The following is a 24,253-nucleotide window of genomic DNA, read 5'->3' as shown; positions in this document are numbered from 1 at the left end:
CGGATGAAGGAATCGGTACGGATTATACGCTTTGCAATAATAGGAACGCTCAATGCTCTGATTGCAGCTTTCGTAGTATGGCTGTTGATGCACATCGAGGGCGAGAGTTATATTATAGCTAATATATGCGCATATATTGTGGCACAGATACATAACTTTATCTGGTGCAAATACTGGATTTTTCCGCTTGAAACAGATGACAAAAAAAATAGCATCTGGCATCAGATGCTATTTTTTATTGGTGCTTTCGCACTGGCTTATAGTGCGCAGTTCCTTTTTCTTCTTATGCTCGTAGAGCTTCTTCACTGCAATGAATACCTGGCACAATTCCTCGGACTCTTTATCTACGGTGCCGTCAACTTCATTTGCAATCGCCGCCTGACTTTCCGTTAGGCCATTTTCATCAGATTTTCTTCTTCAATATACTGAAGTTTCTTTTCCAGTATCACTTCACGCGTTTTCTCCGTATTGTCGGTACGGAACACCAGTATACCTTTTCCTCCCAGCAAGAAGGAATAGAGATAGGAAATACCTATGCCTGTTTCGCTGAAGCTGCGGATGGCATCGGCAGCCCGTCCCGGTTCATTGTCCAAACTGATGGCAAACACATCGGATACATTGGCTGAGATACCCGCATCCTTCAATACTTCATAGGCACGCAACGGCTCGGAACAGATAATACGGTAGATGCCGTACTCTACAGTATCAGATATAGTAGAAGCAATCAACTGGATATGCGCTTCTTTCAGTAGTTCAAGCACCTGAAGCAGTGTGCCCGACTTATTTTCTACAAAAACAGATAGTTGATGTATGGTCATACTCTTTTATTTTTAAATCAATGTTTTTCGTAAATCTTTCACGCGCACGGCTTTTCCTTCCTGTACGGGCAGGCTTCCTTTAGGTACCAGTTTCACGCGTGGGGTAATCAGAATTTCATCTTTCAACTGGCGGGTAATTTCCTTGGTCAGGTTCTGAAGGAATCCGTAGTCATCGGTAAAGTCATTCAATTCTACCTCCACCGTCATCTCATCGTTCGCATCAAGGTTGGTCAGCGTAATGAGGTACTCATTACCCAGTTCCTTGAACTGCAACAAGATGTTCTCAATCTGAATCGGGAAGATATTGACACCCTTGAGAATCATCATGTCGTCACTGCGGCCTTTCATTCGGTCAAGACGCTTGTGATGACGTCCGCAAGGACAATCGCCCGGAAGTATACGGGTCAGGTCACGCGTACGGTAACGCAGCAACGGCATTGCTTCACGGTTAATGGTGGTCAGCACCAGTTCGCCCACTTCGCCTTCGGGTACCGGTTCCAGTGTGACAGGGTCCACAATTTCTACGATATAATAATCCTCCCAAATGTGGAGTCCGTTCTGTTCCATGCATTCAAAAGCTACCCCCGGGCCACACATTTCCGACATACCGAAAGAGTTATAGGCTTTTACGCCCAGCATCTGTTCAATACGGCGACGCTGTTCGTCAGAATGCGGTTCAGCTCCGATAATCAAAGTCTTCAGATGGGTATCGCGGCGCGGGTCAATGTGCATCTCTTCCATCACTTCATACAAACGGCCGGCATAACTCGGGATGGCATGAAGAGCAGTAGTACCAAAGTCAGTGATAAACTTAATCTGCCGCTTGGTATTGCCAGCAGCAGCTGGGACAGTCAGCATACCCAGACGTTCGGCACCATACTGGAAACCCAAGCCACCGGTAAACATACCGTAGCCAGAAGAGTTTTGGAAGATATCTCCTTTACGCAGTCCCACCATATACAGACAGCGTGCTACGGCATTGGCCCATTCTTCCAAATCGTGCTGTGTATGCAAAATCACGGTAGGAGTTCCTGTGGTACCACTGGAAGAATGGAGACGGACTACCTCTTCCAAAGGCACGGCAGAAAGCCCGAACGGATAATGGTCGCGCAAATCCTGTTTGGTAGTGAAAGGGATTTTCTGTAAATCCTCCAGTGACTGTATATCTTCCGGTTTGATGCCGCATTGCTGAAAGCGTTCCTTGTAGAACGGAGAATGCATACAACGGTCGATGGTTGCTTTCAACCGTTTCAACTGAAGTTTCTCAATGTCCGGTCTCGACAAGGTTTCCACTTCAGGATGCAAGTACATTTGGTCGTTTTTCATATTATTTTTCGTTGTTTGATGCACAAATATAGAAATAATAAACTAAAACCAAATAAAAACTTTCATTTTTCTTTTAATACTGTTCAAATGATTCAAAATTTGTCAGGATAGTTACTGTATATGTATCCTCCCTAAGCGGAAAAACAGGGAATGCCATTTCCTGTCCTATATGAAAAGAGCCACTGCAAATCCCTCTTTTACGAAGAAATGCAGTGGCTCTTCTTATTTTCTATGTCAAGCCAACGTGACTTTAAAGGCCTTATTCAAAGCTCCCGTAACGTGTAGGCAGCAACTTACGGTCGCCCAATGTATTATCAATACGTGCTACGTTAATCCAGAATTTGTTGTCTCTTACACTCTGAATCGGATAAGCCGCCTTGGCACGTCCATAAGGATGAGTCCAAGCATCTCCCACAATCTCGTATTCCGGATGAGGAGCATTCACCAATACGTTGTCTTCTTTGTCGACCTTTCCAGTCTCAATCTCTGCAATTTCTTCACGGATATGTACCATGACATCCACAAAGTTGTCCAATTCTGCCAGACTTTCACTTTCCGTCGGTTCAATCATCAGCGTACCGTGTACAGGGAAAGAGAGGGTAGGTGCATGGTAACCGTAGTCCATCAGACGCTTGGAAATATCATTTTCCGAGATTCCGCTTTCTTCGTGTATCTTCCGGCATTCCAAAATCATTTCATGACCTACGAAACCATTCTTTCCGCGGTATACCACTCCATACGCATCTTTCAAGCAAGCAGCCAGGTAGTTGGCATTCAGGATAGCTGTTTGAGTCGCTCTCCTCAAGCCTTCTGCTCCCATCATGCAAATGTATCCGTAAGTAATCGGCAGGATACCGGCACTTCCGTAAGGAGCAGCAGATACTTCATTCTGCGGATTGCCCGTGCTGACATGGCCCGGAAGGAAAGGAACCAGATGCTCGGCCACACAAATCGGACCTACACCCGGACCGCCACCACCGTGAGGGCTCGCGAATGTCTTATGCAGGTTCAGGTGACACACGTCTGCTCCGATAGTACCCGGATTGGTCAGTCCCACCTGTCCATTCATGTTGGCTCCGTCCATATAAACCTGTGCACCGCACGCATGGATAATCTCACATATCTCCTTGATTTCCTCTTCAAAGATACCGTGAGTAGACGGATAAGTAATCATCAAAGCTGCCAGTTCATCCTTATGTGCTTCAGCCTTCGCACGCAAATCTTCCAAATCCACATTTCCATTCTCATCGCAAGCACACGTCAGCGGTTCGTAACCCGCCTGTACAGCCGAAGCCGGATTGGTGCCATGTGCCGAAGCCGGAATCAATACCAATCGGCGGTTACCCTGTCCGATGCTTTCCTGGTAACTTCTAATCACGCGCAAGCCCGTATATTCACCTGCTGCACCGGAATTCGGCTGGAGAGATACGCCTGCAAAGCCTGTAATCGTCTTCAGCTGTTCCGACAGATTGTGAATCAAAGTCTGGTATCCCGCGGCTTGGTCTTCCGGAACCAACGGGTGAAGGTTCATCCAGGCCGCATTGCTAAGAGGCAGCATTTCGGATGCCGCATTCAATTTCATGGTACAAGAACCCAAAGAAATCATGGAATGAGCCAACGAGATATCCTTCCGTTCCAGACGTTTGATGTAACGCATCATTTCCGTTTCGGTGTGATACTTCTGGAAGACTTCGTGAGTGAGGTATGTGCTCAGACGCTGGAACTGTGCGGCAACAGGAGCTTTTCCCGGTATAGCACAGACATCATGCATCGGTTCTTCTGCCGCTACGGCAAACAGATTCAGAATCAGCGTAGCATCTGCCTGCGTAGTAGTTTCATCGACACTGATACCCACATCACCATTATCAAAATAGCGCAGGTTGATTTCCTTGCTCAAGGCAATGGTGCGCACTTCCTGAATGGTCACGTTGTTCGGTAACTGTATTCTCAGTGTATCAAAGAAATTTTCGTTCTGCAATTTATATCCCAGTTTCGTGAGCTGTTCTGCCAGCCAGAAAGCCACGGCATGCACATGATTGGCTATTTCCTTTATGCCGTCAGGTCCGTGATATACGGCATAGAATCCGGCCATGGTAGCCAGCAGTGCTTGTGCCGTACAGATATTGGAAGTCGCCTTTTCACGCTTGATATGCTGCTCGCGAGTCTGCAAGGCCATGCGGTAACACAGATGACCGTATTTGTCTTTTGACAGACCAATTATACGTCCCGGCATATTTCGTTTGTATTCATCACGTGTAGCGAAATAAGCAGCAGAAGGTCCTCCATAGAACATCGGTGTGCCCAGACGCTGTGAGCTACCGAAAGCAATGTCAGCTCCCCATTCACCAGGAGGAACCAGCAGGGCAAGCGACAGGATATCGGCTGCTACGGCCACCTTGCATCCTACGGCATGTGCCTGCTCGGTAAATTCCCGATAATCTTCTATGCTTCCGCTGTTATTCGGATACTGCACGATGCAACCGAAAATATCCAGCGTAAAAGTCAGGTCCTTGTAACTGCCTACCTTTACTACCATTCCCTGCGGAATGGCCCGGGTACGAATAACTGCCAGCGTCTGAGGGAATATTTCTTCATCTACAAACAGCACGTTGGCCTGCGCTTTCTGTTGTGCACGGCTTCTCAGCCCGTACATCATCGTAGCTGCTTCCGCCGCAGCCGTCGCTTCATCCAGCAGAGAACAGTTGGCCAGCGGAAGGGCAGTCAGATCGCTGATTACCGTCTGAAAGTTCAGCAACGCTTCCAGTCGTCCCTGGGAAATTTCAGCCTGATAGGGCGTATAGGAAGTGTACCAAACCGGATTTTCAAACACGTTACGCTGAACAACTGCCGGAGTCACCGTGTCATACCACCCACATCCGATATACGTCTTATATAGCTTGTTCTGGGCTGCCAGTTCGCCGATGTGCTCGGCAAATTCACGTTCTGTCATGGCAGCTCCCAGTTTCAAAGGTTCTTTTAACAGGATATTGGCAGGAATGGTTTTCTCTATCAGTTCATCCAGACTGCTTACTCCAATTTTTTTCAGCATCAGCGGAAGTTCCTCTTCCCCGATGCCGATGTGTCTGTTTGCGAATGTCGTTGTTTTCATGATTATTAAGGTAAGATTTATGGTTTTCAAGCAAAAGAATAACGCATCAGCGGAAGAAAGGATTGTTCATCTTTTCATAGCCGATGGTAGTGGGGTTTCCATGACCCGGATATACCATTGTCTCGTCAGGGAGTGTCAGCAAACGTGCCACGATACTTTCCCTCAACTGGTCAAAGTTTCCACCTTCCAGGTCTGCACGCCCGATGCTGCCCCGGAACAATACATCACCGCTGAACATGCAGTGCTGCGCTTCACAATAGAACACCATGCTTCCGGGAGAATGGCCGGGCACGGCAAGTGCCTTCAGTTCTATATTTCCTATTTTTATCAGATCGCCGTCATGCACGTAGCCGCCCAGTGCAGGAGGTTCCTCGTTCAGAGGGAAGCCGAACATGCGGCAATACTCTGCCGTTCTCGGCAACAGAAATTCATCTTCCTTTCCGGCTTCAGCACTGACTCCAAATTCTCTGAGCATAAACGCATTGCCGAAAATATGGTCCAGATGCAAATGCGTATTCAGCAAATGTGTCACCGTAAGTCCGTTTTCTGCAATGAACTTCTTCAGCATCTGCTGCTCTTCCTGATAATAACATCCGGCATCAATTACAGCTGCCTGCAACGTTTCCTCGTCCCACACCACATAGCAGTTGACCGGAAACATATTGAATTCAAATGTCTTTATTTTCATATCGATTATCCGTTGATTGTGACATAAACCACTTTCTTGGTCTCAAAAAATTCCTCTTCAAAATAATCCTTCAAATCATACATAAGTGTCTGATGCTTTACAGGCATGACTTCCCGTTCCAGCTCACCGCCCTTCAGGCAGATCAGTCCGTTGGGAAGGGCATTGTGCTGTTCCTTCTTGATATTCTTGCGGATGATTTTCAGCAAGTCAGCCAGCGGCATGACGGCCCTGCTTACCACGAAGTCGAACAATTGCTTTTCTTCCTCCGCACGGCAATGACGGGTAGTGACGTTCTTCAAGCCGATGGCATTGGCTATTTCAGTAGCCACCTTCACTTTCTTGCCGATACTGTCTACCAGATGGAAATGTGTTTCCGGAAAGAGAATAGCCAGCGGAATTCCAGGGAAACCACCGCCGGTACCCAAATCCATCACAGTCGTTTCCGGACGGAACTGCATGACCTTGGCAATGCCCAGTGAATGCAGCACATGATGCTCATACAGGTTGGTAATGTCTTTTCGCGAAATCACGTTGATTTTGCTGTTCCAGTCGGTATATAGGTCATACAAAGCTGCAAATTGCTGTTGCTGAACCTCGCTCAGGTTCGGGAAATATTTTAAGATAATGTCCATGTACGATTATTTCTTGATTAAATAAGTATTGATTTCTTCATAGGGAACCGTCAGTTGGAAGCGTCCCATGTAATAAGGTGCAATGTCGTAGGTGTTATAAAGGAATGTCACTCCTTCTTTTTCGAGCAGGAAGTTGTCGGGCACATACAAGTCCGTGTCCAACAAGATACCTACCGCCTGAAGTCCCTCTACACAGGTCAGCGTATCTGTCTCCAGCTTTTTATTGGCTTCTGCCAGTAGCTTGTCCAGAATCAGCCGGCAGATATCCTCTTCAGCTCCTTTGGCAAACACTTCGCTCTTGTCCAGCTTTTTCCCATTGGCCGCATCAATGTTAACCCACTGTGCCCATGTGTTGGGATGTGCGCCTCCGGTATATTGGAAAGTAGTGACGGCATAATTCCATATACTGTCTTTACCTTCTTGCAGTTCCGAATTTATCTCATATTCGTAGTTATACCAGTTAGGAATTTCATCGGGCTTCATTCCGTTCTTCAAGTCGGTCTGATAACTTCCCTGCACATCCTTCAGGTAATCACCTGCCAGGCTTTCTTTGATAGACGAGACAAAGGCCTGTGGAGAAGCTGCTCCGGCATGTGCACTTGAAAAAGCATCCTCCAGCACCTGATTGATTACCTGCGTCAGCGAATCGTTCTTATTGGCCGACTTTAAATATTTAAAATTGATTTTTATCTGGCATTTAGGTGATTCCGTATTGGCTTCATCCAGATACACAGTCGTATCCATAGGAATGAAATCCACTGAAACTTCGTTTCCTCCGGCTGTCCCGTTTCCGATACACCCCGGTAGCATCATGGTGGAAAACAAGCCACACACGACAGAGGGGAATAAGCCTCTTTGTATTTTTTTCATCATGTTCAGACGTTTTTCTCAAAAAAATGATTTCTCTGTCTACAAATATAGCATAACTTCCCGAATTGCGATGTAAAAAGGAATTCTTTTTGTAAATCTTTGCCATTCACACCAAAAAATTTTTTCTTTGCAAAATGTAACCTTTTAAGAATTGAATGCCATGATTACAATAGAAAACTGGGGACTCATCTCTTATTCTGAAGCTTGGGAACGACAAACTGCTCTCTTCGATGAACTCATTGATGCCAAGCTGAACGGAAAACCTTATACCAACCGGATTATTTTCTGTCAGCATCCGCATGTCTACACCCTGGGAAAGCACGGAAAGGCAGCCAATATGCTGTTGAACCCCACACAGTTACAGACCATTCATGCCGAATTGTTTCAGGTAGACAGGGGAGGAGACATTACCTATCACGGACCAGGACAATGGGTGTGTTATCCAATTCTGAACCTGGAAGATTTTCACTTGGGTTTGAAGGAATACCTGCACCTGTTAGAAGAAGCGGTGATTCGTGTGTGCCGGACCTACGGCATAGAAGCCGCCAGAGTGCACAGGGCTACTGGCGTCTGGCTGGCTACGGGTACGCCCGAAGAACGTAAAATCTGTGCCATGGGGGTAAGAAGCAGCCATTTCGTTACGATGCACGGTCTTGCCCTGAATGTCAATACAGATTTAAGGTATTTCAGTTACATTCATCCCTGTGGGTTTATAGACAAGGGAGTCACTTCACTACAGGCTGAGTTACAGCAAGAAGTCCCGATGGATGAAGTGAGAGACAGACTGGAGCAACTGATTCTGGAATTATTAAAAGAAACGGCCTGACATATTCGTCAAGCCGTTTTCTTTTTCCTTATTGCCGACTGGCAAAATAAGCTTTTATCTGTTCGTTGATTTGCTGCATACCTTTTATGGAAGGATGCCCTCCCTGCTTGTCGATTCCTTTCAGTTCGATGCAAGGCACGTGATAGTATGCACAGATAGTCTTTACAGACTCATTGATTTCCGGTTTCAGGTCGCAGTTCAACAGAAAATAAATCTCCACGTTGGGATAACGGTACTGCATGTGTTCCAGCATATAAGCCATGGCCGGACGGAAACTGTACAAATCTTTTTTCGTCCAGTTTTCATACTGGTATTCACCGATGGGAGCCCCGGCCCAGCTGTCGTTCGTTGCTCCAAAAATGAAAATGAGGTCCGGACACCCCAGGTTGTTCATTCGTGTCACAAACGAGCGGTCGGAATAATCCTCTTTCCGGTAACCGGTGTGGCAGATAGTTGCACCCGAGAAAGAATTGTTTACGCACAGACGGTATCCGCTTTCCTTAATAAACTTATACCACCAGGTCTGGTCTACAGAACGGACATCGTTGTTTTTCCGCGGCTGCTGAAAGTACCACACGGCATTGGTATCAGGCTGAAGGTAATTCTCGAAAGTAGAGTACGAATCTCCTAAAATAGAAACAGCCTTCCGGGTCTGCGAAAATCCCATGGTGCAGACCAAAAGGAAGGAAAATAGCATTACATACGTTTTTTTCATGATGTGTCATTTAAAGTTTTTACAAATGTACGCGATAAAAAACAAAACAAACAGAAAAAAGTGATACAAAAGTGAGGCATTTTGTCGGTATACAAGTAATTGGGGTATGATTATCCGTAATATGTATATCGTGTTTTCCGAAAAATCAGGATATTTTTGTAAAATAAAAATTGTATTACCCATTCAAAACATAGCACATGGAACTAAATGATTTTTTGATGCACGTAGCCATGCGAAAACCGCTTGACACACCCGAAATTATGGAATTGCTTAACCGCATGAGTGACGAAGCCCGCCGCATTACATTCGAACTGAACGGATCGTATCACACCATGGAAGAAATCCGGGCACTGATGTCCCGGCTTTTTGGTCGGCCAGTAGACGACACTTTCCGGGTATTTCCTCCTTTTTATACTGATTTTGGGAAAAATATCCATATAGGAAAAGATGTGTTTATCAATGCCTGCTGCCATTTCCAGGACCAGGGTGGAGTGACATTGGGCGACGGTTGCCTGATTGGGCACAACGTGGTTTTCGCCACACTTAATCACGACATGAATCCGGAAAAGCGTGCGGCCATGACACCGGCTCCCATCGTACTGGGAAAACGCGTATGGGTAGGCTCTAACAGCACCATTCTGCAGGGAGTTACCATTGGTGACAACGCCATCATTGCAGCCGGAGCCGTCGTAACGAAAGACGTGCCGGCCAATACCGTAGTGGGAGGTGTGCCGGCCAAATTCATACGGAACATAGAATAATCCGCTTTCTTGATAGAGTGATGTAAAAAGGCAAAGAAGACAATCTGCAATCCTTTTTTCACCTTTTATGTTTCCCGATGCAGAAACGTATGTTTTCCTTGCGTAAACCGTATGTTTCTGCGCAGGAAAACGTACGGTTTGCATAGCAAAAACATAAAAAATCGCCTGCCTCTTTGCCAATGAGACAGGCGACTTTTATCATATATATTTTAATGTTCAGGCAACCAGCCAGATGTATCCCAGCGGAATCAGAATACCCGCTAAAAGTAACCACTTTCCGCGTCCTGCCAGTCCATTTTTTCCCTTGACCATGAACAATCCGGATACGGCAAAGAATACCAGCGAAATGGCGAAAAAGTCGCCCATGAGATTCCATCCCTGAATGCGGTTGTAATGCAACCGGTTGAACCAGTACACCACCGGACGTTTTTCATGTACTTCATAATCTACACAACCGCTGGCTGCGTCATACACACCCACGCCGCCTTCCAGCATCAGGCGATGATGGCTTTCATCAATAGACAGCACCCGCTTTACAGGAGGCAAATCTTCCTGTCGGTTCCATGCCGCAAGGAGTTCTTCGGCCTGCATGCCTTTCTCCAGTTGAACGGCCGCTTCCGTGGTACGGAAAGCCGGATCCTTGCCATTCATGTGGTTCAGCAGGATGCCCGACACGGCATAAATCAGGCAGGCTCCTACCATCAGGTAGCCCAGGTCACGGTGCAGCACACGAAGCCAGTAGGAGAGGCTCTTATTCTGCCACTTCATATTCCGTGCCGTCTATGTAGTAAATGGAATAATAGTCTTTGTTGTTGGCCTTCATCCATTCACGCATGCTCTGAATGTTGTTCATCTCCGCATCGCAGGTTTCGCCGTTGCCTTCTGCTTTTCCCTGCTTTTCCTTCAATTCTTCTTCCGCCTGGTCAATGTATTCCTTGGTCAGACGGTTCTCGCGAAGAATCCCTTTGATGATGACCTCTGAACCAATCAGCTCACGGTTGAATCCGCCGATATTGCCTTTTGCCTCCACACGTACGGAAGTCTTCTGGTCTTTTCCCATTACAAAGCAACGGCGTCCGGAATGCTTGCAGGTATGTGTGATGAATCCTTTCAGCACCACCTCCTTATCTACATTCTTTTCTGCATCCTTCAAAATGTCTTCCACATATTTTGCCTCACTGGCCGACAGAGCGGCAGTAGGCTGTTCCTGAGAGGTCTCTGATTTTTTGTTATTGTTCACACACGAGGTAGCCGTCAGCAGACAGGCCGCAGCTACGATAAAAAACAGTTTTTTCATTTTCAATTGAATTTATAGTTATTCATATTTATTCCAAGGAAGAAATAACAGTGCTACTATCCCGGATAAGCCGGCAGCGCACACGCATAGCGCCATCAGTATCCGTCTGTACAAAGATACCTTGTTTCTGCACAAAAAGAAAGTCAGGAGGGCTAAAAAGAAGCTCACCGCCAATCCCTTTGAAGAAAGATTGCCCGCATAGAGATTCACAAAGGAATTCGCTTCGGACGAAGGTGAGAAACGGAACGGGAGCAGCCATTCCGAAAGCTCATCCCACAAAACGCGCTTCCGGTCCTGATGATAGGAAGAGAGTGACTGAAGCGTCACGGCATCCAGTCCGTAGCAGTCCACTCCTTCCGCATCCGATACGCGTACGGTCCAGTAAAGCAGGTTTCCCAGAATGCTGATTTCGTCTTTCGTGATGTCTATCGGACGGATATCGAACGGCAGGAAGCGATAACCGCCTTCATCCGTGCTTTCCAGTAAGCCCATTTCACCTTTCTCGCCAAACAGATAGCCATAGAAACGCTTGTCGCTCGTCTCACTCATGACAAACCATTTGATGCCCAGCTGCGAACCGATACCCGTATCTTTCACGAAAGGCCGTCCGTTCACCATCTTCAGGTGGAAGAGAGCCCCTTTGCTGTCCAGACAGAAATAGCCCTCCTCATAGGGCTTTCTCACTGTAGGGTTTCCCCAATAAGCTTTTACCGGAAAGCTAAACCCTTTCTTGATAAGCTCTTTGGTGAAGATTTCACTCTTCTGCCGATTTACCGAATTGGACTGCGCATCAACAAAAGTCAGTTCACGGTCCATCCGGAAGTAGTCGCCGGGAAGCGTAAGATTTCCCCGTTTGGGCATGGCTTCCAGCAACACCCCCATAGCGGGTTGCGGAGAGAATACATCGACCGGACGAAAACGGAACATCACTTGTTTGCTCCGCAGGATTTTCACGTCGATGGCCTGTCCCTCCAGCGAATCGGGCAACTGGCCTTCCATGGCCAGCTGGCGATAATTCAGCAACGGAAGCAGTGAATCGTATTGCGCACGAGGATACTCGTTGCCATGAATATCATAAAATGAATTCTTATGCTCGCGAAAGTCAATCACGCAAAGTTCCTTCAACCGGGCACTATAATACATCAGCGGATAACTGTGCGAATCGTCGGTCATTTTCTGTACCAGTGCCGGCACCGTCCAGGAAGCCAACAGGGTGACAGACACCAGAATGATTGAAAAAATGAGAGATTTATATTTCATTGTTCATTGTTTTTATTGTACACCATACTTGAACCGAATGCAGGATGAGAAAGGAAAGATAAAAGAAGCTGCCAGTATCCAGCCGATTCCTGCCCCGAACTGTGAATAGGCTCCGGGATAGGAGGAAACAAACAGCATGGACAGCAGTCCCACCGATACCACAATGCATAGCATCCGCTGTTTCCACTGGGGCTCGATACAAACCCACGCAGTGAAGCCATAGCCTGCCACTGCTGCCACTATCCAGGGAAGCAACTGCTGGAGCATCATTCCTACAACCTCGGAAGGCAGAAACAAACGAATCACAGCCGCCAGGACCAGCGAAAGCAGCAGACAAAGCAGCAAGATGACACTGAAACCATACCACAGCATGGAGGCCATAATTTGTGTTTCTCCTGCCGGAAGATGGAGTGTCAGCTTCAGCCGTTTCTGCGTCATTTCGGGCACATACTGCACGACTCCCAATGCAATTCCGGCCAGTGGCAGCAGGTACATCATCCACGGGGCAACCGATGTGCCCTGAAAAAGACAGCCATACCACACATTAACTGCTTCATTCAAACGGATTTCATGGGTAAGGTCGATGTAGGTATAACCCACGGCTACTGCCATCAGCAACAGCATCACCCCAATCAGGCGGCGGGTTTTCATCCATTCTTTATAAGACAAGGCTCTGAATAAATTCATGACATTAATATTTACCTGTTAAACCAATAAATGCATCTTCCAGCGAAAGATTCTCCTCTGTAATTTCCGTGACACCCATCGCCTTCAACCGTTGTTCGACTTCGGCCTTTGGCAGAAACGAATATACTTCCCATTTATCGCCCAATGCAGAGGGATACCAGAAGTCTTCATCGCCCTCCAGCTTAAATGTATCTCCCGGACGGGTGAAACGGTATCGCTTGAAATGGTGCATGATTTCCTTTACCGGCTTATGCAACAGCAAGCGGCCATAGTCCATGATCATACAATCATCTATTAGCAATTCCATGTCCTGAATGATATGCGAAGTGAGAAAGACTGTCTTGTTTTCTGCTGACGCATATTCCCGAAGGTATTCCACAAACAGACGACGATAGCCCGGGTCCAGTCCCATGGAAAAATCATCCAGAATCAGCAGTTCTGGGTCCTGGGCAAAAAGCAGCCCCAGCGCTACCTGCGAACGCTGTCCGCACGACATGGTAGAGAGTTTCTGCGAAGGAAGTACCTGCAACTTTTTCAGCAATTCATAATAGGCCTCTTTCTTCCATTTCGGGAAGAAGGCCGAATAAAATTTCTCTATCTGCGAAACCGTAAAATAGGCATGTTGCACATGGCCTTCCAGCAACAGTCCCACCTTCGATTTGGTAAGCGGAGAGAGGTGTTCCATCTCCTCACCAAACAGCCTGCACACGCCCGAACGAGGCTTCAGGTAACCGTTGAGGATATTGATGATGGTGGTTTTCCCTGTGCCGTTCTTTCCCAACAGGCCCAATACCTTTCCCTGCTCCACGTCGAAACTGAGATTTTCGTAAATCAAGCGGTTTCCGTAATAATGCGTAATATTTTCACACTCTATTATTTTACTCATTGTAGCACGATTAAATGATTAGTTCTTAAAATTTTACCCCTACCTTGATGACGGGTTGCACGAAATCCTTTCCCGCCATTGTAGTCGTAAAAGCCCTGGCATACATCACCTCGCACCGGACATAACCAGACAGAGCAGAAGTAATTTCTCTTTCATACCCCACGGCCGCATATGGCACCAGCCGAACAGCTGTCTGATAATCGTATTCTTCCACCAGCAAGTCTGCTCTTTCTGCCGGACGTTGCTGATCCTCCGATACACTGGCATATTGTCCGTCTTCTTTCATACAGCCCCATCCGCCCTGCAAGCCCAGTCCGGCGGAAGCAGTCCATACCTGCCGGCCTTTATACCAGTTTCTGGCCCCCTGAAGCCATAGCCCCATGACGTGCAGACTCTGCTTCCGGAAGAACGGATATTGCGATACCGTCACAGAACGGGAACGATAATCCAGCCGCACTTTGGCCGACCAGTCAGAACGGCTCTCTTTACCTCCTGAAAGGAGTTGATACGCCAACCAGGCACGCAGCTGGTCTCTGCTCATCACTTCATTGCTACCATAATAGACAATCTGCGATACGCCCAGTCCGTCCGTACTCTCCTTATAAGAATTTTCCCTGTTTTCCAGTGATTTCAATGCGATGCCCAGTTCCATCGCCTGAAAAAGTCGGGATTGCTGCCAGGTAAGCTTTGCACGGTAACCCACCTCATTCCCTGTATGAGTAGAGTAGGTGATGGAAGTCGAAGAACCGCTTCCAAAGCGTCCGGAAGTCTTTCGGATGAATACCTCCTGAAACCAGTGCAGGTCTCCGCGATGATACTGTCCCTGAAAGGCTACTTCATGCGTTTGGGTAAACAAGGGAGTCGTGTTCGAAGTATATCCACTTTCACCAAACACTTCACTGCGCCCGTAGAAACCTCCAAAACTGATGAGAGAAGTGTATTGACGGTCGGTCGTTCCATAGATGCCGAAGCCTACCGTTTCCACGTTGCGCAAATACCCGTAAGAAAGTCCGACTTGCCACCCGGAAAAAAGTTCATACGAGAAACCCGTCGACAAATGGAGGTTCATCAGGGAATTCTGATGCCGCAAGTCCTTGAACTTGGCGTAGTTTTCCGTACGGTATTCCAGTTGCCCTCCCCATGAAAGGCGAGGAGTGAGGAGGTAGCCTGCTTCTCCTCTGAGCATGTACCATTCATGCCGTTTCGTACCGGCTCCCGAGTCGTCCATCTCCACAATGTCAAAAGGCGTCTCTTCCGGATGCAGAAAAGCCGAACCCGACATGTGCTTGCCTTTTTCCGTGCCGTATGCCATGGCACCTCCTAATACCAGCCGCGAGTTCAGCCGCCAGTAGGATTCGATTGAGACCAATCCGCCCAACCGGCTGTCCGACTGATCATAATTCACCTGTTTTCCGCTTCCGTAACTGCCTTCCGCCTGAAGATAAGAGATGCGTCCGCACTCCATCCCCGACAGAAAAGAAGGATTGCTTCCGGCAGAAGCCGCATACCTCCACAAGGTTTCCTGAAAGTCCGTACGAAGAGGAGAGGAGGTCCCTGAGGGAACACTTCCCCAGGACCTGCCTCCCGCCACAAGTACAAGAAAAAAGCAAGCGATACAATAATGCTTCATGTTTAGTTTCTCAAAGAAGATTTGCTCCGCTGATGGAAGTCAGCTGTCGAATTGTTTGTATCCTGAAAAATAATTCTGGCTCCGTTTTTCAAGGATGCCTCGGCATCTATTCCGCTGGCATCGGTTGAATTTCCTACACCGAGCGAATAGTTATAGACCAGCTTTCCTTCATTCTCCGCAAGTGCTTCCGTAGCCTCTTTATCCACGTTGCGATACAAGGTATATCCCATGCCGCGGGTAAGTTCCACATAGCCTGCATCTACCGAGGGAAGAAGGCGCTTCTGGTTGCCGTCGGCTCCCTGCACGAATACTTCGATACCGTCTACTACCCATTCTGCCGGCACTTTCTTACGCGGCTGACTGGCACTTCCTCCATAAAGGTTGGTGGTGGATGCATCGTCTACAAAAGCCTGTAGGGTAGTACTTTCCGGACGGAACACAAAGAATGCCGGTCCGAACTGGCTGACAGGCCATGCATTACCCAAACCATATTTGTAAGCCTTCAAGTAATGGTCGGTAGAAATAAGTTCGGAAGGCGACGGATAGTATTTGGCATTGTTGAAGTCCTCAATGTCATACAGGCAGTAATAAGTACGGTTGGCCAGATTTACGGACTGAGAATAGGTCTGTGTGTGGTCGATGGCTCCATTCAGTGCAATCACCAGTTCTTTTCCGGCTTCCAGCTGTACCTGCTTGTCGAAATACCAGACAGCCGTTCCGGCCGGTATCCATCCTTCTGCCGCATAAAAGAGTTCACCGTTCACATAGTCCTTATTTGAAGCATGAGGATTGTAAGGATTTACCATACCCAGTGCAAAGTCGCTGATGTCGAGTGTTTCCGAAGAATTGTTATACAGCACGACATACTGGTCCATGGCAAACGTACCCGAGCCATCGTCTTTCGGACAGCCTCCTACATACAGTTCCTTAATCAGCACGGAACCTCCTAAAGACATTTCCAGTTTGATGGTAGCCTCTACCGTTTCCTGAGTCACATTGACCGATGTATTCAATCCATTGAAAAGATACACTTTGGCATCGGCCACCCGTTTGTCGGAAGCCGAAGCTTCATAAATACCTTGCGGCACTTCAAAAACAGCCACTCCTTCCGCATTGGTCGACTGACTGAAGGTGGTACTGCCCGACGTATTCTTCAGGGTTACGCTGACTCCCTCCACTGGTTCAAATCCGCTTCCCTCGGGATACACCAGCCGAATGCTTACACTGCTCACCTGATAACCACCGTTTTCTTTCTCTTTGCACGCGCTGAAAGCCAGTATCAGAATTAAGGCGCAGCACGCAGATAACATCTTTTTCATCATACTCATACGTGTTTATAGTTTTAATTTAAATGATATGCCATAGTTAAAGGGAGTGACCAGCGAAGAAGCAAACAGACTTCCCTCATTACCCGTCTGCCAGTTCTTTATCTTCTGCATGCTGTAGAAGAAATTATTGGCAAAGAATGACACCGTCAGGTACTTCCCGATTTCTTTTGAGACGTTCAGGTTGGCCGAGAAATAGGGAGAATATCCCTGCTTCCTGAACATATAGCCGGTGGTGCTTTTTACCACCAGTTTACTGAGTTCGTTATACAACTCCTTGTCATGTTCGGCAGCCCACAGGAACTTTTCCATGAACGGTATACGGGTTTCCATATCTTCTCTCGATACATAATACAGCGGATACGTAGCCACGTAACTGGCTCCGTTATAAATATCCGTCTGGGTAGACGAGGGAAGATAATCACTCTGCGAGTCGAGCACATAGCTCCGGGTTCCACCGCTGTATTCGCTCAGGTTCTGCCGCGTATTCAGAAGAGTACCCTCAAAACGCAGAGAGAAAATCATTCTGATTTTCGGCACATGCGTCACCAATGTCAGATTGGTATTCAGTCGCTGTGTCATGAATCCGTTATAATTGACGTTGCCACCTACATAATAACCGATGTATTTATAAGGCTGTCCGTCCGTATCGGTCAGGCTGCTGGTAGACGGTACCGTCACTTCGTCAATCCCTTTGTAGCGATAATACTTCCCGTCTATGCGGATGGAAGTATTGATTGCTTTTATCCGGTCAAAATCAAGCACCCATTCCAGTCCCATCCGTGAAGAGGAAGAACCGTTCACATTCATGACAGCCGACTGGAAATCATGAATCTCTTTATAGGCAAGCGTTTGAGAGGGAAGTATCCCGTTTTTGTCGGACACGGTCACGACTCCTGTCGTACGGTCAATGCTATACACCCTGTCTGTCGAAGGTATCAGGCAATTATTGAGCGCGCTCTGGTCGGTCAGCTTATAATCAAACGGAGTATAGATACGCGTACTGGTATAAGGCTTTGACAGGGTGTTATAGAAGAACGACAACGAAATCCGTACCCCCTTCAGACGAATGTCCATACCCGCTTCCCGCATAATGCTGTACTGCCATTGTAACTCCGGATTATAGACAGGAAGCACAGGATGGGTGTGATAAGCATAATAGGTTGTTCCGTCGGCCATTGCTCCAGGAGCAAAAGCTAAGCGGTCTACATACGTTTCCCGGGGATACAGCATCTCGAACGAAGGAAGTTTCACCGCCTTTCCCCATCCGGCACGAAGGGTCGCTCCCTGAAAGAAACCATGCTCTTTTTCGCCAAATGAATACTTGGCACTGAAACGGGGAGACAGACTGGATACGGTGCCATACACCGTGCCCGGGATAAAAGTCATGTCACTTCGGAGTCCTCCTTTAAGGAGCAGTTGCGAATGACGGAAAGGCAGGGCTATCTCTTCTTCTGTATACGCAGCCAAATTGTGCATGAAAGGCAATTCATCGTAACGGTATTCCCTCCAGGTGGGAGCGACCGACATGTCTTCATAATACGTTCCCTTACCCAGGTTACCTTCTCCTTTCATATCTGCTCCTGCCAGCAGGTTGCTGGTTACGCTCCCGATTTTATGGCTCCAGCGCGCTTTCAGGTAGGCAGTGTAATTTATGGGACGGCTGTCGTTGAATGAGGTCACGTACCAATAGCCGGTGGGCAATAAAATAATAGGTGAGGAGGGATCCTCTTCATATTTGGAAGCCACAAAATATCCTTCTTCGGTAGTATGCAGTGCAGGCTGGACGGACGAAGCCGACTGATTTTTCTTTTCTTCCACCCGGTTGTCAGCGTACGAGAAGGTCACCCCTCCACGCAAATTGGACAACCAGGGCGAGTTCAGCATATAGTTAAATGAAAGACTGCTCCATAACGCATTGTCCCGACTCTTGGTATAAGTTTCCTTAAAGGCATCCGGGTCGGCCTCGGTATTATTGCCTCCCACATTACCGTTCAGACTGAAATCGACAGACAAGGTTTTTCCGGTCTTTGTATGCAGGCTGTTAGAGTATCTCACACCAAAGGCATTGCGTACATACGAGGTGTAGGGTGATGCAATGTCGGACACAGAGTGAACCCGCTCATAGGACAGGTTCAGTACGCCTACTTTTCCTCCCAGTTCCACTCCTTTACTTACGGCATACGACTGGGTGGTAGGACGCACTGCCACATCGACAATCAGCGGACTTTTTCCTTTGCGTGTCACGATTTTTACCACTCCGTTGGTCAGGTCACCATATTCTACAGAAGGTACACCGGTGATGACTTCAATCCGTTCTACATTGCTGTTGCCTATGTTACGGGTATCCGTCCCGGAAGTAGAAGCGGCCGTAGCATTACCCGACAGGCGTACCCCGTCCATCTCAACTACGGTTCCGAAATCGGGATTCCCCATTTCAGTGCTTTCTCCTCGCAGCGTGATTACCTGAGTGGAAGAAGTCAAACTCTTGAACTTGCTGGTCTGTTCTCCGGGCAAGAGACTTAACGCGTCAGACACACTGACACTCTGTAAATGGTCCAGTGCCGTACGACCCAGCGTATATGCCGTAGTAGCATCTATGGCTTTCCTTTCTGCCGTAACAGTCACCTCATTCAGGGCCAACGTCTGTTCAGAAAGATATACCACGATGTTTTCCTTATCTTTTCTGACGTCCAGCTGTAATTTACATTCAGAATAGCCCAGACAACGCACCAGCACCTCATGCTTTCCTTCTGCCAGATGCTGAATGACGAACTTTCCTTGCGAATCGGTCATGGTACCGATACCACTTCCTTCAATCCACAAAGTCGCAAACTCCACCGGTACTTTCGACTTGGCATCGAGCACGGTTCCTGCTACCTTATACGACTGCCCCCAGGCAGTCAGACTGGCACTTGCGAAAAAGGCTAAAACGATTGTTTTCATATCCTGATGATTTCAGGCGCAAAGGTATCCTTATTGGCAAGCTGTGTCAATCGCCAAAATTAGGTAATAGGAGAGAGGCTACTCATCATATTTAGGTATTTCAAGTATTACTGACTAATAAACGATAAAGGAATTGGTAAGTGCGAAAGCTACATAATTATTGCTCTGCAATCAACGGCAAACACTCTGAGATACAGCGGTCATATTCTTTGGTCCCTTCATCCAGCTGATAATAGGGGCGAATATCGGTATGAACAAAACGCTTTGTCTTGTATTCCTTGCGTACCGCATTGTCTTTACATTTTTCTTCTTCCTCGGGTGTCGGTTTGCTATACCCTAAAAGTAATTTTTCCATGTTCCAGCGATTATGCTCCACCTCGGCCATCAGCTCAATCTGTTCGGATGTCAATCGCAAGGGGGGTGTTGTGCCAAAGCCCAGCGAACGAAGTTTCAAATCTACCGAATCGGCGCAATACAGGTTTGACCACTGGAGGGCCACTTGTAATTTATTCCATCCGTCTAACAATTCACTCTCCGAAGGGCAGGCTGCCGGACTGGATTTATACTTATTTTTAAAGTCATAAATATAGTTGACCAATTGTGCCCGACGAGTACTGTGACGGTCCAAGTCGAAACAATTAGTCAGCATACCGAACGGATACACATGCGAATAACGGTTCAACGATTCTTTCTTGATACGGTTGTTAAGCATATCGAGCAGCGCACTTGAGGTCTCCTGTCGGATAAAGACTGGGATATTCTGATCATAAATTACATCAGGCAGATAAAGCCCCATAGCCATACTTTGTGGCGGGAAGTTCAGGCAGATGGCGATAGACAGTTCCTGCTGTGGGTCCTTTGCCCATTGGGCTAGCAGCTGCTGTATTTCCGGAGTTTCGGCCTGTCCTTTGATAAACTCAAACTCTATATCCAGAAAGTTCACCTCTTTACCATATATCTGATTGGGAAGAATCGTATGGACTTTCTCAATCTGTTCCATGTTGCGGTAATAGCTTAAGGAAAGATCAAAGTAATGACGATAACGCCCCCTGAAAAAATTCATTTCTTTATCAGCATCTGCATCGATGAAAGTAATCCGACTTTTCAGTCGTTTGTCACGACAGAAATTAGGAAAGTGAAGCAAGTGTGCTGCTTCTACTCCCAGCGCAACTCCCATCCGGCTCATTCCGATGATGACGAAGTGAACGTACCGGTCACTTTCCCATGTAATCGGTTCACGGTCCAGTGCAGGATATTCCACTTTTGCATTTTCTTCCCCATAGTGTCTTTTCACTAATAACTTTTTAGCCCACTCTTCATAGAAGTTGAACGGGTGGAAATCAATTTGCTTACGCCACTCTTCGGCCAAATCCGAAACCTGGAAGGCAGCATAAGTAGTTTGATACTCAAACAATACCGATACTGTAATACGCGGGCAATTTGATTTCTTACGGTGAATTGCTACTATTTTCTGCAACGAGTCAATGTTAAGCGAATCATGGTCGTACTCATTCGACTCACCAATCAGGAAAATTTCGCGGGCACTGGTCGTATAGAGCTTTTCCAGTTCCTCCGTAGAGTTTCGTTGTGCGTGCAGAACCAGTACACGTTTCTCCTGCTCAGTGTCGAGCACGGTATGGATGCGGTTTCGTACTTCAGAGCTTGGTTGCACGCTTTGAATCAATATGTAGCAATCCTCGTATTGAGGGTCGGTACATATTTGCAGAACAAGCATCGGAACCATTTCGTCGAAACCGATAATTACAACATGCTTTTCAAGAGGATAAGAAATATTACCTTCGCGATAACGTTCTACATGACGTTCCAGCATGTTTGACACCACAGAAATCAATAATCCAGTAAAAAGCAACAATCCCATAATGGCCACAATCAGCGAGAACCAGCGTAATTCTGCCGGTACATTGGCCACGCTACCCGGATCGATAAAAAGGCAAATCAGTTGTAGCAGGCGTCCCATCGGGACTTCAGTGCCGGAGTTCGATGAAGGAGTGTCCGTAGGTTCCGGAAAGGAAAAGAACCAGCTAATCAGATAAATGAAGCCGAAAAAAAGCAACAGCACACCCGCTAACCAGGCAAACTGTGTACGTCCGTGGCCTGAGAAAGTCCGGTCAAAACGGAGTGTGAAAAAACGAATCAGCGAGTTCATAGGCGATACTTTACGGGGAGATTGAAATTATTTGCCTTCTTTAATTTTCTTGATTTCTTTTTCCAGTTCAGCTATTTTAAGATCTTTACGCTTTATCTCAATCTTGAGATTCTGCAACTCGTCATTGGTCTGTTCATTTAAGATTAGTTCCTCGCGACGAACGGATTCCCGATAGAGTGACAGCTCGGTGTCAAAAATCTGCTTGCGACTGTCCGTATAGATTTTCAGCAGTTGTCTGCCATAGTAGCCCGTCCAGCATATAGCGCACAAACCAACAATAGTCATTGTCACAAGAATAGGCCATGAATCATATTCAAAATAGGGTGAGAAAGCTAATACAACAATGACTAAGGCTGCTATTGCGAGAGTTCCTCCCATTGTCCAACAGAACCCGCGATAAATGCGCTTGATTCGTGCAATGACGGCTGAATCAATTGACCTTATAGAATACTTGCTGATTTTAAATCCGAGTTTAAGAATGAGTTTAAGGGTCTGGATAGCGGTATTCCGGTCGTATTCACGTTCAGTTTCGGGCAGCTCCTCGTATGCTACCAGACAAGGATGTTTCTTCTGCTGATCATCGCGTTGCTCACCGTAACTCCAGCCTTCATCAATGCGCCCTTTTGCCCATACTTCGTGTACGTTACGGGCCATTTGTTCAGTCAGTTCATTTAATGCTTCAGGAAGTACGATATGCTCTGTATCGAGAGGATTAGGGATATATGTTTTCATATTAATAGATATTAATTGTTTATACTATATTTCTTACTCAAAATTCAGCTAAATAACTTTTTAGCTCACATACAAAAATAAAAATAAAATATGAATCTTTTAGTTGATATATCTACAAATTTGTCTTCTTGTATATCATTTTCCATCTTTTGTAAAAAACAAGCAGTCGCCTGTCTCTTTATAATAAGGCAGACGACCACTTAAAGAGCAACCGTTTTCCACATCCTGGTCAACCCATACCCTACCTTGTTAACAGACTTTACTCAAAATAACCACCTTGACGATTATCTTGTGAACAATAATCGACCTCTTTACTCATCATATTTTATTATTTTTGAAATCAATCCATGTCAGTTTTTTCCATATCCATTCCAAAGGCCCTTGTCTGTGTTTCTTTAGCCACAGATTACTAGCTGCAAGTAGTACAACAAATATAATTATAGCTATAAAAAGGCAAGCTGTAGCTCCAGTTGATTTATAAAGATTGAAACCGAATCCATAAAACAAGGTGATGCCGATAATTGATTGTGTGATATAGTTTGTAAGACTCATTTTACCAAAAGGGATAAAAAGTCTTTGAAACTTATATCCATTGCCTTTGTCGTACCATAACAGGATAAAGCATCCAACAAGCAGCCCCATAAACAGGAAATTGCATATTGACGGAATAGCTATATCAAGGGGCATAAGAAGTGCTTTATTACCTTGGGCTATATCTGGATAGACCATTCGGGCTACATTCAAAGGAATAAAAAGAAGGGCTGACCATAAAGTTATCTTTTTCCATAAAGATATGGATTGGGGAATATTCTTAAAAAGAGACAGTCTTCCAGCAATCATTCCAAACAAAAACAATCCTCCAATCTGGAATATTCTTCCATTTTCTATTTGCCAGAGATTACCATACAATTGTCCGTAGGTTATGTTAGACTGTACAACTTCGAAAAAACTTCCGGATTGCATCACAGGTTTGGCCAAGGCTCCATACTTCATCCAGTGTTCACCGTATTCCAAGAAAGGAACATCATACAGACAGCATATTACCCTTATCCATTCTATCGGTTGTATAATCATCAATGAGGCTATTATGAGTATTTTCCTTGTAGAAAGATGAGAAACAGAGACAAGAAAGAGCCCCATTACCGCATATAGCAACAATATGTCGCCATTATAGAACAAAGAGTGTAACTGAGAAAACATTAAAAGAAGAAACATTCTCCATACAAATCTGCCCTTAAATGGAATCCCTCTTTTTTGAGCATTACTGAACTGAATGTAAAAACTGAACCCAAAAAGAAGAGAGAAAGTGGAGAAGGCTTTTCCCGCCATGATGAACCAGGTTGTATTCCATATCCCTTTATCTAACGATGTAAGCCATTGCGGATAATCATCCGGTATGTAATAGAGATTATAGTGTTCCAAACAATGTACAATTACAATTGCAAACAAGGCGATACCTCTTAAGGCATCTACTACTTCAATTCTATCAGCTGTCTTTGGGGGCATTTTTATTATAGTATTAAAATGGGTCAACGTAATAATCTGAGGGGTAAATCCGATAAATTTATATCTTTGCCG

Annotated in this window: 20 protein-coding genes and 1 pseudogene; 3 read left to right on the top strand and 18 right to left on the bottom strand. The window is 46.3% G+C overall.

Annotation, left to right across the window (positions count from 1 at the left end):
• Positions 1-3: 3 nt before the first annotated feature.
• Positions 4-393 (top strand): GtrA family protein, encoded by a 390-nt coding sequence (locus DXD04_RS14560; protein ID WP_022053340.1) that lies wholly within the window; start codon positions 4-6, stop codon positions 391-393.
• On the opposite strand, the gene DXD04_RS14555 is transcribed toward DXD04_RS14560, so the two are convergent.
• From DXD04_RS14555 to DXD04_RS14530, 6 genes are all read right to left on the bottom strand, one after another.
• Positions 390-818 (bottom strand): hypothetical protein, encoded by a 429-nt coding sequence (locus DXD04_RS14555; protein WP_022053341.1) that lies wholly within the window; start codon positions 816-818, stop codon positions 390-392. The genes DXD04_RS14560 and DXD04_RS14555 overlap by 4 nt on opposite strands.
• A 12-nt stretch (positions 819-830) precedes the next feature.
• On the bottom strand, positions 831-2,129 hold the full coding sequence (locus tag DXD04_RS14550; RefSeq protein WP_022053342.1) for a phenylacetate--CoA ligase family protein: 1,299 nt from the start codon (positions 2,127-2,129) through the stop codon (positions 831-833).
• A gap of 274 nt (positions 2,130-2,403) precedes the next feature.
• Positions 2,404-5,253 (bottom strand): aminomethyl-transferring glycine dehydrogenase, encoded by a 2,850-nt coding sequence (gene gcvP, locus DXD04_RS14545; protein ID WP_117673917.1) that lies wholly within the window; start codon positions 5,251-5,253, stop codon positions 2,404-2,406.
• Between the two features lie 46 nt (positions 5,254-5,299).
• Positions 5,300-5,941 (bottom strand): MBL fold metallo-hydrolase, encoded by a 642-nt coding sequence (locus DXD04_RS14540; protein ID WP_117673916.1) that lies wholly within the window; start codon positions 5,939-5,941, stop codon positions 5,300-5,302.
• Positions 5,942-5,946: 5 nt separating this feature from the next.
• Positions 5,947-6,573, bottom strand: a complete 627-nt coding sequence (gene rsmG / locus DXD04_RS14535) for a 16S rRNA (guanine(527)-N(7))-methyltransferase RsmG (RefSeq protein WP_117673915.1) — start codon at positions 6,571-6,573, stop codon at positions 5,947-5,949.
• Positions 6,574-6,579: 6 nt separating this feature from the next.
• Positions 6,580-7,446: a DUF3298 and DUF4163 domain-containing protein gene (locus tag DXD04_RS14530; RefSeq protein WP_117673914.1), complete on the bottom strand. Its 867-nt coding sequence runs from the start codon at positions 7,444-7,446 to the stop codon at positions 6,580-6,582.
• 157 nt (positions 7,447-7,603) lie between these two features.
• On the opposite strand from DXD04_RS14530, the gene lipB reads away from it, so the two are divergent.
• Positions 7,604-8,269, top strand: coding sequence for a lipoyl(octanoyl) transferase LipB (gene lipB / locus DXD04_RS14525; RefSeq protein ID WP_117673913.1), 666 nt, complete (start codon positions 7,604-7,606; stop codon positions 8,267-8,269).
• Between the two features lie 28 nt (positions 8,270-8,297).
• Here the strand turns inward: lipB and DXD04_RS14520 are convergent, their stop codons facing one another.
• Positions 8,298-8,984 carry an SGNH/GDSL hydrolase family protein gene (locus DXD04_RS14520; RefSeq protein ID WP_117673912.1) on the bottom strand — a complete coding sequence of 229 codons (687 nt, stop codon included), beginning with the start codon at positions 8,982-8,984 and terminating at the stop codon, positions 8,298-8,300.
• A gap of 197 nt (positions 8,985-9,181) precedes the next feature.
• Here DXD04_RS14520 and DXD04_RS14515 point away from each other — a divergent pair, with 197 nt between their 5' ends.
• A complete protein-coding gene (locus DXD04_RS14515; RefSeq protein WP_117673911.1) occupies positions 9,182-9,745 on the top strand; it encodes a sugar O-acetyltransferase in 564 nt (187 codons plus the stop codon).
• 216 nt (positions 9,746-9,961) lie between these two features.
• Here DXD04_RS14515 and DXD04_RS14510 read toward each other — a convergent pair whose 3' ends face one another.
• The 11 genes and pseudogenes from DXD04_RS14510 to DXD04_RS14460 all read right to left on the bottom strand — a co-directional run bounded on the left by DXD04_RS14510 (position 9,962) and on the right by DXD04_RS14460 (position 24,181).
• Positions 9,962-10,513, bottom strand: coding sequence for a PepSY-associated TM helix domain-containing protein (locus DXD04_RS14510; protein ID WP_117673910.1), 552 nt, complete (start codon positions 10,511-10,513; stop codon positions 9,962-9,964).
• A complete protein-coding gene (locus DXD04_RS14505; protein ID WP_117673909.1) occupies positions 10,497-11,042 on the bottom strand; it encodes a hypothetical protein in 546 nt (181 codons plus the stop codon). Before DXD04_RS14505 ends, DXD04_RS14510 begins: the two co-directional genes overlap by 17 nt.
• An 18-nt stretch (positions 11,043-11,060) precedes the next feature.
• Positions 11,061-12,302: a DUF4857 domain-containing protein gene (locus DXD04_RS14500; RefSeq protein WP_117673908.1), complete on the bottom strand. Its 1,242-nt coding sequence runs from the start codon at positions 12,300-12,302 to the stop codon at positions 11,061-11,063.
• 12 nt (positions 12,303-12,314) lie between these two features.
• Positions 12,315-12,989 (bottom strand): hypothetical protein, encoded by a 675-nt coding sequence (locus DXD04_RS14495; RefSeq protein ID WP_117673907.1) that lies wholly within the window; start codon positions 12,987-12,989, stop codon positions 12,315-12,317.
• A gap of 4 nt (positions 12,990-12,993) precedes the next feature.
• Positions 12,994-13,875 (bottom strand): ABC transporter ATP-binding protein, encoded by an 882-nt coding sequence (locus tag DXD04_RS14490; protein ID WP_117673906.1) that lies wholly within the window; start codon positions 13,873-13,875, stop codon positions 12,994-12,996.
• A 25-nt stretch (positions 13,876-13,900) separates the two neighbouring features.
• Entirely contained in the window at positions 13,901-15,505 is a 1,605-nt protein-coding gene (locus DXD04_RS14485) for a DUF6850 family outer membrane beta-barrel protein (protein WP_117673905.1), read from the bottom strand.
• Between the two features lie 2 nt (positions 15,506-15,507).
• Complete coding sequence (locus DXD04_RS14480) at positions 15,508-16,827, bottom strand: DUF4876 domain-containing protein (RefSeq protein WP_259299565.1); 1,320 nt, start codon at positions 16,825-16,827, stop codon at positions 15,508-15,510.
• A gap of 12 nt (positions 16,828-16,839) precedes the next feature.
• Complete coding sequence (locus DXD04_RS14475) at positions 16,840-19,776, bottom strand: TonB-dependent receptor (protein ID WP_117673903.1); 2,937 nt, start codon at positions 19,774-19,776, stop codon at positions 16,840-16,842.
• A gap of 157 nt (positions 19,777-19,933) precedes the next feature.
• Complete coding sequence (locus DXD04_RS14470; protein WP_117673902.1) at positions 19,934-21,943, bottom strand: hypothetical protein; 2,010 nt, start codon at positions 21,941-21,943, stop codon at positions 19,934-19,936.
• A 450-nt stretch (positions 21,944-22,393) separates the two neighbouring features.
• Positions 22,394-22,675 (bottom strand): annotated as a pseudogene (locus DXD04_RS16970) (RyR domain-containing protein); the annotation flags it as partial.
• 318 nt (positions 22,676-22,993) lie between these two features.
• Positions 22,994-24,181, bottom strand: coding sequence for a DUF418 domain-containing protein (locus tag DXD04_RS14460; protein WP_117673921.1), 1,188 nt, complete (start codon positions 24,179-24,181; stop codon positions 22,994-22,996).
• Positions 24,182-24,253 lie beyond the last annotated feature (72 nt).

Source organism: Phocaeicola plebeius, assembly GCF_003437535.1.
GTDB classification, from domain to species: Bacteria; Bacteroidota; Bacteroidia; order Bacteroidales; family Bacteroidaceae; genus Phocaeicola; species Phocaeicola plebeius_A.
Note: the sequence above shows the minus strand (reverse complement) of the source record. Positions and strands in the feature narration are given on the sequence as shown.

Excerpts from the sequence above, each read along its gene's own strand:
- DXD04_RS14490 (WP_117673906.1), bottom strand. The coding sequence starts at position 13,875 with ATGAGTAAAATAATAGAGTGTGAAAATATTACGCATTATTACGGAAAC.
- DXD04_RS14560 (WP_022053340.1), top strand. The coding sequence starts at position 4 with ATGAAGGAATCGGTACGGATTATACGCTTTGCAATAATAGGAACGCTC.
- DXD04_RS14475 (WP_117673903.1), bottom strand. The coding sequence starts at position 19,776 with ATGAAAACAATCGTTTTAGCCTTTTTCGCAAGTGCCAGTCTGACTGCC.
- DXD04_RS14530 (WP_117673914.1), bottom strand. The coding sequence starts at position 7,446 with ATGATGAAAAAAATACAAAGAGGCTTATTCCCCTCTGTCGTGTGTGGC.
- gcvP (WP_117673917.1), bottom strand. The coding sequence starts at position 5,253 with ATGAAAACAACGACATTCGCAAACAGACACATCGGCATCGGGGAAGAG.
- DXD04_RS14500 (WP_117673908.1), bottom strand. The coding sequence starts at position 12,302 with ATGAAATATAAATCTCTCATTTTTTCAATCATTCTGGTGTCTGTCACC.
- DXD04_RS14555 (WP_022053341.1), bottom strand. The coding sequence starts at position 818 with ATGACCATACATCAACTATCTGTTTTTGTAGAAAATAAGTCGGGCACA.
- DXD04_RS14480 (WP_259299565.1), bottom strand. The coding sequence starts at position 16,827 with ATGATGAAAAAGATGTTATCTGCGTGCTGCGCCTTAATTCTGATACTG.
- DXD04_RS14470 (WP_117673902.1), bottom strand. The coding sequence starts at position 21,943 with ATGAACTCGCTGATTCGTTTTTTCACACTCCGTTTTGACCGGACTTTC.
- lipB (WP_117673913.1), top strand. The coding sequence starts at position 7,604 with ATGATTACAATAGAAAACTGGGGACTCATCTCTTATTCTGAAGCTTGG.
- DXD04_RS14515 (WP_117673911.1), top strand. The coding sequence starts at position 9,182 with ATGGAACTAAATGATTTTTTGATGCACGTAGCCATGCGAAAACCGCTT.
- DXD04_RS14510 (WP_117673910.1), bottom strand. The coding sequence starts at position 10,513 with ATGAAGTGGCAGAATAAGAGCCTCTCCTACTGGCTTCGTGTGCTGCAC.
- DXD04_RS14485 (WP_117673905.1), bottom strand. The coding sequence starts at position 15,505 with ATGAAGCATTATTGTATCGCTTGCTTTTTTCTTGTACTTGTGGCGGGA.
- rsmG (WP_117673915.1), bottom strand. The coding sequence starts at position 6,573 with ATGGACATTATCTTAAAATATTTCCCGAACCTGAGCGAGGTTCAGCAA.
- DXD04_RS14520 (WP_117673912.1), bottom strand. The coding sequence starts at position 8,984 with ATGAAAAAAACGTATGTAATGCTATTTTCCTTCCTTTTGGTCTGCACC.
- DXD04_RS14460 (WP_117673921.1), bottom strand. The coding sequence starts at position 24,181 with ATGCCCCCAAAGACAGCTGATAGAATTGAAGTAGTAGATGCCTTAAGA.
- DXD04_RS14550 (WP_022053342.1), bottom strand. The coding sequence starts at position 2,129 with ATGTACTTGCATCCTGAAGTGGAAACCTTGTCGAGACCGGACATTGAG.
- DXD04_RS14495 (WP_117673907.1), bottom strand. The coding sequence starts at position 12,989 with ATGAATTTATTCAGAGCCTTGTCTTATAAAGAATGGATGAAAACCCGC.
- DXD04_RS14540 (WP_117673916.1), bottom strand. The coding sequence starts at position 5,941 with ATGAAAATAAAGACATTTGAATTCAATATGTTTCCGGTCAACTGCTAT.
- DXD04_RS14505 (WP_117673909.1), bottom strand. The coding sequence starts at position 11,042 with ATGAAAAAACTGTTTTTTATCGTAGCTGCGGCCTGTCTGCTGACGGCT.